At 27.7% G+C, this 14,031-nt stretch carries 11 protein-coding genes; 2 read left to right on the top strand and 9 right to left on the bottom strand.

Features of this window, described 5'->3' with window-relative positions; all coding sequences use genetic code 11:
- Positions 1 to 47: 47 nt before the first annotated feature.
- Together psyc5s11_RS07305 and psyc5s11_RS07300 are read right to left on the bottom strand one after the other, a co-directional pair.
- Positions 48 to 1,223, bottom strand: a complete 1,176-nt coding sequence (locus psyc5s11_RS07305; RefSeq protein ID WP_224036952.1) for a DegT/DnrJ/EryC1/StrS family aminotransferase — start codon at positions 1,221 to 1,223, stop codon at positions 48 to 50.
- 330 nt (positions 1,224 to 1,553) lie between these two features.
- A complete protein-coding gene (locus tag psyc5s11_RS07300) occupies positions 1,554 to 3,269 on the bottom strand; it encodes a ribonuclease J (RefSeq protein ID WP_375541990.1) in 1,716 nt (571 codons plus the stop codon).
- A 218-nt stretch (positions 3,270 to 3,487) separates the two neighbouring features.
- On the opposite strand from psyc5s11_RS07300, the gene psyc5s11_RS27830 reads away from it, so the two are divergent.
- Entirely contained in the window at positions 3,488 to 3,613 is a 126-nt protein-coding gene (locus psyc5s11_RS27830; RefSeq protein WP_258712432.1) for a hypothetical protein, read from the top strand.
- A gap of 188 nt (positions 3,614 to 3,801) precedes the next feature.
- Here the strand turns inward: psyc5s11_RS27830 and psyc5s11_RS07295 are convergent, their stop codons facing one another.
- From psyc5s11_RS07295 to psyc5s11_RS07280, 4 genes are all read right to left on the bottom strand, one after another.
- Positions 3,802 to 5,412, bottom strand: coding sequence for an IS1182 family transposase (locus tag psyc5s11_RS07295; protein ID WP_224033889.1), 1,611 nt, complete (start codon positions 5,410 to 5,412; stop codon positions 3,802 to 3,804).
- 163 nt (positions 5,413 to 5,575) lie between these two features.
- Positions 5,576 to 6,346: a DUF4931 domain-containing protein gene (locus tag psyc5s11_RS07290; protein WP_224036951.1), complete on the bottom strand. Its 771-nt coding sequence runs from the start codon at positions 6,344 to 6,346 to the stop codon at positions 5,576 to 5,578.
- A 228-nt stretch (positions 6,347 to 6,574) separates the two neighbouring features.
- Entirely contained in the window at positions 6,575 to 8,548 is a 1,974-nt protein-coding gene (gene pulA / locus psyc5s11_RS07285; protein WP_224036950.1) for a type I pullulanase, read from the bottom strand.
- A gap of 56 nt (positions 8,549 to 8,604) precedes the next feature.
- The gene (locus tag psyc5s11_RS07280; RefSeq protein WP_224036949.1) at positions 8,605 to 9,945 is read right to left on the bottom strand and encodes an alpha-amylase family glycosyl hydrolase; all 1,341 of its coding nucleotides are present in this window, start codon (positions 9,943 to 9,945) and stop codon (positions 8,605 to 8,607) included.
- A 540-nt stretch (positions 9,946 to 10,485) separates the two neighbouring features.
- On the opposite strand from psyc5s11_RS07280, the gene psyc5s11_RS07275 reads away from it, so the two are divergent.
- On the top strand, positions 10,486 to 10,995 hold the full coding sequence (locus psyc5s11_RS07275) for a hypothetical protein (RefSeq protein ID WP_224036948.1): 510 nt from the start codon (positions 10,486 to 10,488) through the stop codon (positions 10,993 to 10,995).
- A gap of 150 nt (positions 10,996 to 11,145) precedes the next feature.
- Here psyc5s11_RS07275 and psyc5s11_RS07270 read toward each other — a convergent pair whose 3' ends face one another.
- The 3 genes from psyc5s11_RS07270 to psyc5s11_RS07260 form a co-directional block, all read right to left on the bottom strand.
- On the bottom strand, positions 11,146 to 12,138 hold the full coding sequence (locus psyc5s11_RS07270; protein ID WP_224036947.1) for an alpha/beta fold hydrolase: 993 nt from the start codon (positions 12,136 to 12,138) through the stop codon (positions 11,146 to 11,148).
- 337 nt (positions 12,139 to 12,475) lie between these two features.
- Positions 12,476 to 13,543, bottom strand: coding sequence for an HD-GYP domain-containing protein (locus psyc5s11_RS07265; protein WP_224036946.1), 1,068 nt, complete (start codon positions 13,541 to 13,543; stop codon positions 12,476 to 12,478).
- 194 nt (positions 13,544 to 13,737) lie between these two features.
- Positions 13,738 to 13,896 (bottom strand): hypothetical protein, encoded by a 159-nt coding sequence (locus psyc5s11_RS07260; protein WP_224036945.1) that lies wholly within the window; start codon positions 13,894 to 13,896, stop codon positions 13,738 to 13,740.
- Between the last annotated feature and the right edge of the window lie 135 nt (positions 13,897 to 14,031).

Here is a 14,031-nt window from a genome sequence, read left to right as displayed (position 1 = left end):
TTATTGTCTTAGGCACATGAAATAAAATAGCAAACCAAATATTTACTCTATAATAACTCTCTAATTACTTTTACAGTTTCCCTAGCTATATATTCTGCGTCTTCAAGAGACAATGTAGAATATACTGGAAGTGTAATTTGATTTTCATATTGTGCATAAGCATTGGGATAATCTTTCATTTCATATCCAAGATTTTTATAAAGTGTTAGCATTGGAAGGGGCTTATAATGCACATTTGTTGCTATTCCTATTTCTGCTAGCCTTTCAATTGCTGCATTTCGCTTTTCTTCATTAAATCCTTTAACTCTATAGAGGTATAAATGATATGATGTTTCAGTTCCATTTTCATCTTTAGTAAATGGAATTATTGAAAAATCTTCTTTAGATAAAATATCAGTGTATGTTTTAAATATTTGTCTTCTTTTTTCAAGCATTCCTTCATATCTCTTAAGTTGAACTACTCCAATTGCAGCACTAATATCTGTCATATTACATTTAAGTCCATCATTTATGATATCATATTCCCAAGCTCCTGCCTTAAGTTTACTCATAGCATCCTTTGATTGACCATGCATAGCAGTAAATCTCATATATTGTAGCAAATTTTTATGACCTCTAAAATTATTATCATTAAAAGTAATTGCACCACCTTCACCAGTAGTTAAATTCTTAACTGCATGGAATGAAAATGAATGAAAGTCACATTGAGAACCAACAGGTTCTCCTTTATATTTAGCCCCAAAAGCATGAGCTGAATCACAAAGAATCATTATATCTTCTCTATTTTTATCCTTCAAAACCTTTTTTAATGCATCATAATCAAATGGTACTCCTGCAATATCTACTGGCATGATTACCTTAGTCTTCTCTGTAATTTTTTCTGCAACCTTATCTATGTCCATTTCAAAAGTATTTTTTTTAACATCTACATATATTGGCTTAACCCCTCTATGCACAGCAACACTTGACGTTGCTGTATAAGTATATGGAGTAGATATAATTTCATCGCCTTCTTTTATATCAAATACCTTAAGTACCAATTCCATTGCAGCTGTAGCACTATTTAATGCTAATGCTTTATTGACATTTAAGTACTTTTCTATTTCTTCTTCAAACTTTGCAAGTTGTGGACCTGAAGTAATCCAACCCGATCTTAATACATTAGCTACTGCTTCTATTTCTTCTTCTGTTATATCAGGTGGTGAAAATGGTATATTTTTCATCTAATTCAATCCTCTCTTAATTAAATACAAAACTTTTAATTAAGGCATATAAAGCAAAATATACTAGTCTAAAGACTTGTTATTCTTTTGAATATTCCTTAAAGGGTATTATCAAAATAATTAAATAAATCGATTATAGATTTAGAAAACCCTTATAAGCTTATTATAAACTCAACCCTTAGGTTAGAGTCAAGACAAATTTCATTAATATTCAAAATAAAAAATAAATCAACGCAACTAAGCCACCTTTTCTAGTAAGTTTTCCACTAAATTTTTTTTTACTAGAAATAGGTGGTTTTCTTGTTTGTTGTGAATATTTAAAATTCCTTACTATACTTCAACAATTACTGGTAAAATCATAGGTTTCCTTTTCATCTTTGTATAAACAAAATTATCTACTTCTCTTCTTATACTATTTTTTATTTCTGCCCACTGTGTTATATTATTTTCTAAACACTTCTCTACAACCTTAGTAACTATACTTCTAACTTCATCAATTAATTCTTCAGAATTTCTAACATATACAAAACCTCTTGAAACTATATCTGGTCCTGATGTCATAATTTTATTTCTTCTATCTATAGCTACAACTACTGTTATAATCCCATTCTCCGCCAAGTTTTTTCTATCTCTAAGTACCATATTTCCTACATCTCCTACACCCATACCATCTACAAGCACTCTTCCAAATGGTACTTTTCCAGTTACGTTTCCTTTATTTCTAGATAGTTCAAGAACATCGCCTATTTCTAAAATGAATATATTAGATTCATCTATACCCATACTTTGTGCAATTTTAGCATGGGTAATTAAATGCTTATATTCGCCATGAATAGGTATAAAAAACTTAGGCCTTAATAAAGATTGAATTAATCTAAGTTCTTGTTCACAAGCATGCCCTGAAACATGTATATCTTCTATTGCTTTATAAATTACATTAGCACCCTTTACTATTAAATCATTTATTACATTTGATACTGCTTTTTCATTACCAGGTATTGGAGTCGCTGAGATAATAACCATATCTCCTTTTTCTATTTGTATCTTTCTATGAGTTGCTGCTGCTATCCTTGTAAGTGCAGCCATTGATTCCCCTTGGCTTCCTGTAGTAACAATGGTTATCTTATCACTTGGATAATTTTTAATCTCATCTAGACTTATTATCATATCTTCTGGAATGAATAAATATCCAAGGGCTATAGCAACTTCTGATATTTTCTCCATGCTTCGACCACTAAATTCTATCTTTCTATTATTTTTTATAGAACAATCACTAATCTGTTGTAACCTATGAACATTTGATGCAAATGTAGATACTATAACCCTACCAGTTGCTTTACTAAAAAGATTTTCTAGAGTTTCCCCTACTGTTTTTTCTGACATTGTATAACCCTTATGAAGGGAATTAGTACTTTCAGACATTAAAAGTAGTACACCTTTCTTGCCTAATTGTGCATATCTTTGTAAATCCATAACTTTTCCATCAATTGGAGTAAAATCAACTTTAAAATCACCAGTATGTAAAATAACTCCAAGAGGCGTATGTAATGCAATTGAACAACTATCTGGTATGCTGTGATTATTTCTAATAAACTCAATATTAATTTCCTTTAATTTTATTAACTCGCCAGGTTCAACTACATTTAATGTACAGTCACTAAGTATATTATGTTCTTTTAATTTAATTTCAATTAATCCAATTGTAAGTTTTGTACCATATACAGGAGCATTAATTTGCTTTAATACATATGCTAATGAACCTATATGATCTTCATGTCCATGAGTAATAAAAAATCCCTTTACCTTATCTTTATTATTTATTAAATATGTTACATCAGGAATTACAAGATCAATTCCATAAAGATCTTCATCTGGAAATGCTAATCCACAATCTATGACTATTATTTCATCTTTATACTCAAAGGCGGTTATATTTTTTCCTATCTCTCCCAATCCACCTAATGGAATTATCTTTATAGGAACTGTTATGGGTTTATTTTTTTTACTTGTTTTAACTTTATTAATTTCAATTTCGTTATTATCCAATTTATCACCCCTAATATTTGTACCCTCAAGGAGTACCTAATGTGATGTTTATATCTATTTTAATTATTTGCAAATAACTATAAATATATAAGTGTTATTAAATAAATATTTATATATTTATTAAAATTAGCAAAACTTTATAACGTTTACATTGGAAATATGTTATAATAAATATATGAAATATTATAATCAATTATATATTTAGAGGGGGAATAAATATGCTATGGATAGTTATTTTTATTAATCTTATATTAATTGTTTGTAATGCTCTTTACGAAACAGATGAAACACAAGAAAAAACAGATGACCCTGAATCAAAGTTAAACAAACTACACAGAATGTAGATGTATCTCATTAAATAAGTAGTATTAATTTTAGGGAGTGTCGCAAAATGATTGATTTTCGATCAGGAGCGATGCTCCTTTTCGATTCAAAGAAAGAAATCTCCCCAAAATTGAAATATCAAATCAATTTTGGGGAGATTTCTGAATTTCAAGCGCACTCAAATAAGCCTACTTATTTTATTCCATAATTAGGCAGTAGATTTTAATTCATGAAGATGATTTTGGGTTCTTTCATTTTGTATTTTTAAATGCAATTTGTTAATGTTGTAGCCAAAACAAAGCAAAATAAATTCAGTTTTAACACTATTTTTTCCACGTGTTAAAAATCTATTGAATTCATAATCACTTTTTAGAACTCCAAATGCTCCTTCGACCTGAATAGATCTGTTCATTCTTAATTTAGTTCCAAATTCAGTTGTGATATTTCTATAAGATATTTCACGCTTTTCCACAAAAGTTTTTGAAACTTGCATCTTTCTATTTCCTTTTGCTTTCGTGCACTTCGATTTATGAGCACAGTTATCACAACTTTCACACTCATAGATAGTAGCCTCTGATTTGTATCCACTGGCGGATTTTCTATTAATAATAGAGGTCGGAATCAACTTTCTACCATTATGGCAAATATATAAATCTGATTCTGCATCATATTTCATGTTTTCACGTTTACTAATATCATTTTTAAAACTTCTTTTTTTCCACTTTTCATAAGTTTGTGGTTTTATATACGGAGTTTGATTGTTAGATTCTAAAAATAAATAGTTCTCCTCACTTTCGTAACCAGAATCTGCAATTACATTAAGATATTTATACCCAATTTTTTCTTGCATATTATTAAGCATAGGTATTAATGTTGCTATATCATTTCTATCATCAAATATTCCGACCCCGGTTACGTATTCACTTTCAACTGCGATTTGTGCATTATATGCAGGTTTCAATTGACCATTTCTCATATGGTCATCTTTCATACGCATAAAAGTTGCATCTGTATCAGTTTTAGAATAACTATTTCTTTTTGATAATATGTTTTTACTGAAATTATATTTTTCTTGTCTTTCTTTATATTCAAATAGTTGCTCTATCCATTTCTGAATTGCAGTTTTTCTTTTACCAATACCGTGAACAAACTCTATGTTTCTTTTGTCTTTTTCATATAAAAGCCATTCGAGAATTTTATCAATATCATATATCAATGTTTCTTTTTTAACAATAAAGTCTCTCGATTCTTCAAGATTGATATTTTCAGCAAGAGTAAGAATCTTATCAAACATTTTTTCCTCATTTTTATAAATGGATTTCTTCCAAACAAAAGTATAACGATTGGCATTCGCTTCGATTTTAGTACCATCAATAAATACATTTTCAAATAATATTTCCTTTTGAGCTGCTAGATATTTAACTTGTTGATAAAATAAATCTTCAATTACTTCATTTGAAAGATATTCTTTACGGAATCTACTAATGGTAGCATGATCAGGTGCTTTATAACCTTGAAGTAGCCACTTGAAATTTATATCTCTTTTGCATGCTTTCTCTATTTTTCTACTAGAATAAACATTTTGAGAATAAGCATACGATACTATTTTGAACATGATTTTTGGTTCCACTGCCGGTTTTCTTCCAACGGAAGAGTACGCCTGATACAACTTTGTATAATTTAATCCCTCCAATATATGGCTTAGCAAGCGGACTGAATCATCTTCTGGTATTAAGTTTTCTAAATTTAATGGTAATATAAGTTGATAATTATCATTAAATTGATTATAATTTTTATTGTATAATTTGGTTTTTAACATAATTTAATTATACTAAAAATGTGAATTCTTTTGAATTCACATTTTTTATTTTTTTTATAAAAAAATGAGCTGCCACAAAACTAACTACGTTAGTTTTGCAACAGCCCCTTTTTTTATTGTATATCGTTAATTACAATATATACTAATATTAAATTAATTTACGTTATTGAAAATACATTGACTTTAATTTATCGACTATTTCTCTTTCACAACTTGATATTTGCTTTATTCCATATCCAAGAAGCAATGGTGAACTAGTGAATCTTGGCATAACCTTACATATTATCTTTTCTTTAAAATGATAAAAGAATATATTAAAACTATCACACTTTACAAAATAGTTATTTAAAAGATAATGAACTATCTTTTTTAGGTTATATGAAAGTTCATTTAATCCATATAAATCATCACTTATAATTATATTAAACTCAGTAAATCCATTAAATGGTCTATGAGATAAATTTACTAAACAATTATCACTTTTATGAACCTCTATTCCTTCAAAATACTCATCTTTTATTTTTAATTTATAATCAATATCATCAATTCCTACAATTTGCATGTGAGGATGTTTTAAACTCCCTCCAGAATTTGGTCCATGATTTTTATAAAATATAACCGACTTATACTCTCCACTTTCTTCTATCCTTAGCCAATGTTTAACACCAAATCTCATTAACTCTTGCATATACTCTGCAGAATATTGTCCCATATCATTATCGCAACTATATGTTTCTATAAGAACTAATTGATAGGTGTCTTTTATTGTTGGATACTTGTTTTTAAGTAATACAAACGGTCCTTTTTGATCTATAATGTCAGTAAGTTTCTCTCTATTACAAAAGGGACATTCTTTCATATTTATTTTTTTAAATTCATTAGGTTTATCTTTATTAATATCATTTAAAAATACTAAATATTTTTCTTTTTCCATTTATATCACCAAAAACCTTCCATCAAGGCATATTAAAGAAAATAACAAGTCAAAGACGCGATGTATATTTTGTCTTAAGACATTGTGCCCCTTGAGGGTATAAGTTCAACTAGATTCAGCTGGAATGTAAAAATTCCACCTAAAAAGTTTCACTTTATGTCAGACACGGAAGTATGACAGGAACTAGACCAGCATACTGACTTGTTATTTATTTGAATATGCCTATAATTATTTCTTTATTAAAACATATGCACATTTTGAAGGAACAGTTATATTATTGCCTGCTATAGCATAAATTTCATCTACTCCAGCTCTTTCTTTATTAACAAGAACACTCCATCCACATTCTTTTAAATCTATAAATGCTTCTTCATCATTTGGATTGAATATTACCACTATAGTATTACTTAAATTTCTTCCACTGTTATCTTCTATTTTATATGCAACAACATTTTCCTTATAAAAACTTTCTCCATTCTCAAAAAATGTCAAGTTTATTCTGATTTCTTCACTTGAATTCATTCTAAAAGCTTTGTATTTTTTTCTTAACTTAATTAATCCTCTATAATAATTAACAATATCTTCATACTCATGAGCTCTGCTCCATTCTAAATTATTCACCCTATCAGGAGCATTATAACTATCATGATTGAAACTCCCATCGTCATTTTTTTTAGTTCGTAGAAATTCTTCTCCGGCTTGAAAAAATGGTATTCCTTGAGACGTTAATACTATGGCTGCTGCTAATTTATTCATGTTCTTACGCTTTTCTAAAGATGAATCTTGATTTGACATAGATAACTTATCCCATAATGTATAATTATCATGTGCTGAAATATAATTTATACATTGATAAGGTTCATTTGCCCATGCCCAGCGTGAATATAATACTTTATCATAATTAATACCTTCTTTTCCAATGGCTCCAACTATGCAAAATTTAATACTTTCTTCAAGACCTGTTCTACCATTTACATAGCCTCTTTCATTAATATTAAATACATGTCCTTTAACAGCATCTCTAGTATCATCACTAAATGCTGCAATTTGCATTTTGTCAAATTTTATTATATTTTCCTTTACGGCTGAATCTTCTCCTCGGAGTGGTGTCCATCCACCAGTCCATCCTTCTCCATATACAAGTATAGAAGAATCAATTTTATCTAATTCTACTCTGATTTTCTTTATAGTTTCTATATCATGAAGTCCCATTAAATCGAATCTAAATCCATCTATGTGATATTCTTTAGCCCAGTAAATTACAGAATCAACAATAAGCTTTCTTACCATATATCTTTCTGAAGCTAATTCATTACCACACCCTGAACCATTTGAAAAATTACCATTAGAATCTTGACGATAATAATATCCTGGTACTGCTAAATTGAGATTTGAATCATGACTTCTATATGTGTGATTATAAACCATATCCATAACAACTCGGATACCTGCCTTATGAAGACTTTTTACCATTTCCTTAAATTCATTAATTCTTTTTTCTCCACTAAAGGGATTAGTAGAGTAAGACCCTTCTGGTGTAAAATAATTTTTAGGATCATATCCCCAATTATATTGTGGCATATCTGGATTACTTTCATCAATCGTTTCATAATCAAAAGATGGGAGTAAATGAACATGAGTTACCCCTAAATGTTTCAAATAATCAATACCAGTTTTTGTATATTGTCCAGGAATAGTAGTTCCATGTTCACAAAATGCAACGAATCTTCCTTTTCGCTCAAATCTTACTCCTGAATTTTCATTTATGGAAAAATCTCTTACGTGAACTTCATATATTATAGATCCTGAAGCGCTAATTAATTCTGGTTTTTCATCTTTATTAAAATCTATAGGATTAGTTTCTTTAAGATCAACTACCATACCTCGATGTCCATTGACTCCTAGAGCTTTAGCATATGGATCTGTTACTTCTCTCTCATTTCCGCTATTAGTGACTAAATAATTATAAAATTCACCCTTTAAATCTTTCTTAATTTCTATACTCCAAGTTCCTTGCAATCCTCTGTTCATATCTAATATTTCTTCTGGAGCATTCATGTGATTTTTTTCATCTTTTCCAAACAAAGCTAGTCTAACATTATTTGCATTAGGTGCCCACAACACAAATTTAGTGCTATCTTTAGAATACTCCATTCCGAGTTTTCCAATATAATTATTATAATCATTATCTAATAAATTCATTATATTATTACCCCTTTGTTAGTTTTATTAAACATTTTGTTTTATATAAGGCATCTCTATTTTAATTTTTGAATTATTTTTGATGAAAATGCTGGTACTTCCATATTTACTTTTCCACCCTTAATAACAATTTCATTTTCATCTAGTAAATCAATTCCTTCTTCAAAAGATAACTCAAAATCTAACAGACTTTCTTTATCAGACAAATTTAAAATTATATATATCTTGTCATCATTAAAAGTTCTAGCAAATATAAATTGCTCATTTTTAACAACAACTTGCTCATAGTTGCCATATTTTAGAGCTTCACTTCCACATCGTATCTTCCCTAATTTTTTAATTAATTCAAATAAATTATCATTTTCTTGTTTTATTTTTTCAAGTTCTAACTCTGGTCTTAAAGGTAAATCCGTCCCTTGTCCTTTAACACCTTTAATTCTATATTCACTTCCATAATAAATACTTGGTACTCCTGGTATTGTAAATAATAATGTATACACATTGTATATATGTTCTGAATTTTTCAAAGTACTAGCGAGTCTATTAACATCATGATTGTCTGCAAAATTATATAAACATAAATCCTTATAAATTCCGCCTTTACCAAATAATCTATTTAATGAATGTGCAATTTCAAAATAATTTTTATCATTATGGCTAGAATAATTCCCCTTATAGCATTCATAATTTGTTACTGAATCTAAACTTTCAGGATTTGCCCATCTAGTATAATCACCGTGAATAACTTCACCCATAAGCCAAAAATCATCCTTTTTAGCTTCTGTAAACTTCTTTAAATCCTTAAAAAATTCAAAGTCTATACTATCTGCCGCATCTAATCTTAACCCATCTATATCAAACTCATCTATCCAAGCACCTACTGCATGTAATAAATGATCTAAAACTTCTTGATTCTTTAAATTAAGTTTAACTAAATCATAACAACCATTCCAACTTTGATAATTAAACTCATCACCCATTGGACTTTTGCTATCAAAGTTTAAATTTACAAACCAACTGCAATATCTAGAATTTGTTCCATTTTCTTGAACATCTTTAAATGCCCAAAATTCCCTTCCTACATGATTAAATACTCCATCTAATATTATTTTTATATTATTTTCGTGAAGCTTCTCACATAATTCCTTGAAATTTTCATTACTTCCAAGTCTTTTATCAACTTTGTAATAATCCTTAGTATCATATCCATGATAACTTGACTCGAAAATTGGTGCAAAATAAATTGCATTTACACTCATTTCTTTTAAATGAGGTATCCATTCTTCAATTTTAGTTAATCTATTTTCTTCTTCATACACTCTACCTGGTTCTAAAACTCCACAAAACCCTAGTGTATAAAATTGATAAAATATGCTCTCCTTAATCCATGAATTCATAATTTTCTCCCCTTCTTTTATATATACATTATACCACTCTCATTCTATAATTTACCATTTTATATTTAATCCATATTTCATAAATTTCATGAAATCAATTTTAGATTTTTCTATCTTATTATTAATTTATGCACCATTAATATTATTAATTATTATTTAAATAAGATTATATATGCTTTTATCTGACCTTGCAATGTAATGTATATATAACCATTTAATTTTCAAAGTAATAATTTTCTAATATTTATGATAAATTTTCTCTAAAACCAAAATCATTTTATTATTTATACAAATAAAAATGATTTTCTAGAATTTTACACCTTTGTATTCTCTAATTATATAAGAGTTTTGTATACTTGAAAACACATATTAAAAATTTCTATCTTTAATTTAACAATAAACCCTTTACACAGACAATTTTTCCTAAATTTGTCTGACATGAACAGTTATTAATGTCATAAAAATAAAAAATATAATATTTTTTATTCTTTTATCACATACTAATCATTGAAATTAAACATCATCTACGGAGGTATGAAAATGAATAAAAAAGCTATAAAATATATGATAACTTCTTTAGTCTTTATTGGTTGCTTTTCAACCATTTCCAAAACAATAATGGCAACTAACACAAGTTCTTATGCTACTAATAATTTAGAAACTTCAACTTGCTATGCTCATAACGATAATATAAAGGAAAGTGAAGATGATAAAAAAGATAAACATAAAGGTTTTAATGTATTTAATGAAAGAAATTTCAAATATCTTTCTTCTGATCAAAAAAAGAAATTAATAGAATTGAAAAAATGTAAAGATAACGGCGAAAAACTTTCAACTACTCAAGAGGAAACTCTACATTCAATTATAGATTGTATCATTAAAGGAAAACTTGGAAATGAAAACTATGAAGATTTCAAATGTTTAATGGAAAAGAAAAAGTCTAATGAAAAACTAACAGATGAAGACGAAAAAAAATTAAAAAACTATAAAGATATTATTGATGGTTCTAAATTATCTACTAAAGAGATAATTAATCAATTTCTAAGATAATACTATATTTTGTATTTTACATACATTAATTAGACTTTTTGAAAATTAATTTTTTAAATTATATACTTTAAAACAGTTTATAATACATAATTAAGGCGGATGCTCAATTTTTCTCTTTAAGCTTCCTCCTTAATTGTGCATATAAGATTCTTATTTTAAGTTATTCTCATAAAATAAGAATGCCTTATCAAGAAAATCAAATAATATTTCATCTTTTTCAAAGTAAGATTCATGTTTAGCTCCCTTTACATGAATTAACTCACAATCTTTAGCATATGATGCAAACTTATTTTGTCCCCTTGAAATGACATAAGTATCATATTCTGCTTGAAATAATAATACTGGTATTTTTACTTTTGAAGCATTTTCTTTTTTCACAAGTTTTCTAGTAGCTTTTGAGCTTTCAATATACCATAGTGCAGATGTCCCTCCACTATGATATTCATTATTATTCTTTATCTTTTCATATACATATTCATATCTTTCTTTGCAACTAGTAGCTGTACTTATGAAACTCTTTTCTTCACTATATGGTATTTGTCCTGGGAGATACATTTTACTATTTCCACAAAGTTTCATTACATTAGAAATAATATTTGCCAAAATAGTTGGTGTTTTCCCTGTATTTATTTCATGCATTGGTGAACTTAATACGGCGGCTTTAAAATAATTAGTATATTCCTCTAAAAAAACAGTTCCTATTCCACCTCCCATAGAATGTGCAAATAACAATAAGTTTTTATTATCACTATTTGGAATAACAATTTCCTCTATAAATTTCTTAAAATCTTCAATATAGTAATTAAATTTTTCAACATTAATTTGACAATTATCAATTCCAATCCTTTGAGAACGTCCATGCCCCCTATGTTCAATAATAAAAACAGAATATCCTTCTTTCATAAAATAGTAAATTAACTCATAGTACTTCTCAGTGAATTCTCCTAATCCATGGCAAATAACTATATTAGCCTTTGCATTTTTAACAATAAATTTCTCATAATAAAGTTTTACGTTTTTTACTCCTAATATGTAACCACATTTTAAGTTTTTCTGTAAATATGGTTCAACTTTATTTAACATTTCTTCATTATAATTATTCTGAGAAATATATCTTTTAGAATCCACAGCCCCTTTCTTCATAAACAAATCCTCCCTCATCTATATTTAGTTTTAAAAAAATATAGATGTTGCAAAAATGATTCTTAATTGCAACATATATATTATTATAAATTACTTTCTTTAAATTAATTATAACTCTAATTTTAACTATACCCTATTTATAAATTTGTACACAATAGAAATAGCCACCTCAAAATAAAAACTTTTCGAAATTTTTTTTGAGACAGCTACTATATTATATAATGCTTATTCGATTTTTCATAACATCGTTTGCAATAATCATTCCATTCTTTAATTCTTGAACATTTAAAAGCTCATTATTTACAATTTATCTGACTTTTATTATCATTTATGAAATTTATAGTAGCATTTCTTTAATATACAAATGTTTTTCTTTTGCTAAATCAATAAATTCTCCATCTCTCATAACTAAAGGTTTCTCTAAATTATTTACATTCATCTGTATTATTTTGCACTTCTCATCAGTATTTAGTAAAACTTCTTCTCCTGTATAATATCCTACTACATGTTCTATAAATATTTTTACATATTCATAATCTAGTTTTCCCAGGCCTTCAGTCTTAACTATTTGTAAAGCCTCAAATGGTAATTTTTTATCCTTATACCCTCTATCTGAGTTGATTGCATCAAATACATCTGCTATAGCAATTATCTTAGCAAAAGGATGTATTGCCTCACCTTTTAACCCTAACGGATAACCTGAACCATCTACTCTTTCATGGTGCATTAGCACTCCATAACTAACTGATTTATCTAAAAATGTAATTCCCTTAATAAGATTATATCCTGCACTAGTATGTGTTTTTATTATATTAAATTCACTTTTAGTTAAAGCTGTATATTTTTTAAGTACTTCAGTATCTATTTTTGTTTTTCCAACGTCATGAAGAATTGCTGAATATACGAGCAATTTTATTTTTGATTCTTCAAGCCCAATCCATTTACCTAAAAGAGAACTCAAAGCTGCAACGTTTACACCATGTCTGTATATTGAATCTTCTCCACTACCATAAAGTACTATATTTTTTATAACTATACTGCTTGGCGTTAATTCATTTTGAATTTTTTGTGAAAAATCTCTAATTTCATTCATAGATGTTTCATTTTTACTTGCTATTTGTCCAAAAGTATTTTGTAATCTTGAAGATATTTCTTTAAACTCTTCTTCAACTCTACTTAATTCGGCTTGTTTTTTATCTTCTATACTTACTTGCTTTTCTACTGTCTCATTATCATAAACGTCTACGCTTTCGATATAATACATTTTTTTTAATTTTGTTATGATTTGATCCGTTATTAGAACATCTTGTTTAAGTAATACTCTACCGTTCTGTTCCAAATTTTTAGCTATTCTCATCCCTGGTTCTATTTTATTAAAATTTATCGTTTTGGTTCTTTCTCCCATAATACATCCACCTGCCACACCAATAATTTTTTTGTATTTTCAATTATTAATTTATACTACAACCAAAAACATACTTATTATAGTATATTATTCTACATTTTTTTCTTTTTGTCAAAACAAATAAAGGATGGAATTTTATAATTCCATCCTTTATTCCTAGATTTAATAAATTCCCAGTATTTTTAGTTCTATTCTTACTGTATAGATGATGCTTTTGTATTTCCTGCTTTAGCCTTTCCTTGTATCTCTGTTGGAACTTTATTATAATCATTTTTTTTATAATTTGTTTTATGATTACTTTCGGTCCCGTGAGGATCACTTGGATCTGGTCTTCTCATTCCTGCTTTTGCCATAAATACTTCATATCCTTTCTAATACATATTTTTTTAAATACCTAGTCATTATATTACGGTGTTTTCTTTCATATGCCAAATTAATCTTCAAATTTAGTATTCTAAAAAAGTCTATATAGTATGCATGACTTTCAA

This window comes from Clostridium gelidum (genome assembly GCF_019977655.1).
Taxonomy (GTDB): Bacteria; Bacillota; Clostridia; order Clostridiales; family Clostridiaceae; genus Clostridium; species Clostridium gelidum.
The sequence above is the reverse complement of the archived record's forward strand: the minus strand, read 5'-3'. Positions and strand labels throughout refer to the sequence as shown.

Coding starts and splice junctions, on each gene's coding strand:
- psyc5s11_RS07270 (WP_224036947.1), bottom strand. CDS start 12,138: ATGAAGAAAGGGGCTGTGGATTCTAAAAGATATATTTCTCAGAATAAT.
- psyc5s11_RS07275 (WP_224036948.1), top strand. CDS start 10,486: ATGAATAAAAAAGCTATAAAATATATGATAACTTCTTTAGTCTTTATT.
- psyc5s11_RS07295 (WP_224033889.1), bottom strand. CDS start 5,412: ATGTTAAAAACCAAATTATACAATAAAAATTATAATCAATTTAATGAT.
- psyc5s11_RS07290 (WP_224036951.1), bottom strand. CDS start 6,346: ATGGAAAAAGAAAAATATTTAGTATTTTTAAATGATATTAATAAAGAT.
- psyc5s11_RS07260 (WP_224036945.1), bottom strand. CDS start 13,896: ATGGCAAAAGCAGGAATGAGAAGACCAGATCCAAGTGATCCTCACGGG.
- psyc5s11_RS07280 (WP_224036949.1), bottom strand. CDS start 9,945: ATGAATTCATGGATTAAGGAGAGCATATTTTATCAATTTTATACACTA.
- psyc5s11_RS07265 (WP_224036946.1), bottom strand. CDS start 13,543: ATGGGAGAAAGAACCAAAACGATAAATTTTAATAAAATAGAACCAGGG.
- pulA (WP_224036950.1), bottom strand. CDS start 8,548: ATGAATTTATTAGATAATGATTATAATAATTATATTGGAAAACTCGGA.
- psyc5s11_RS07305 (WP_224036952.1), bottom strand. CDS start 1,223: ATGAAAAATATACCATTTTCACCACCTGATATAACAGAAGAAGAAATA.
- psyc5s11_RS27830 (WP_258712432.1), top strand. CDS start 3,488: ATGCTATGGATAGTTATTTTTATTAATCTTATATTAATTGTTTGTAAT.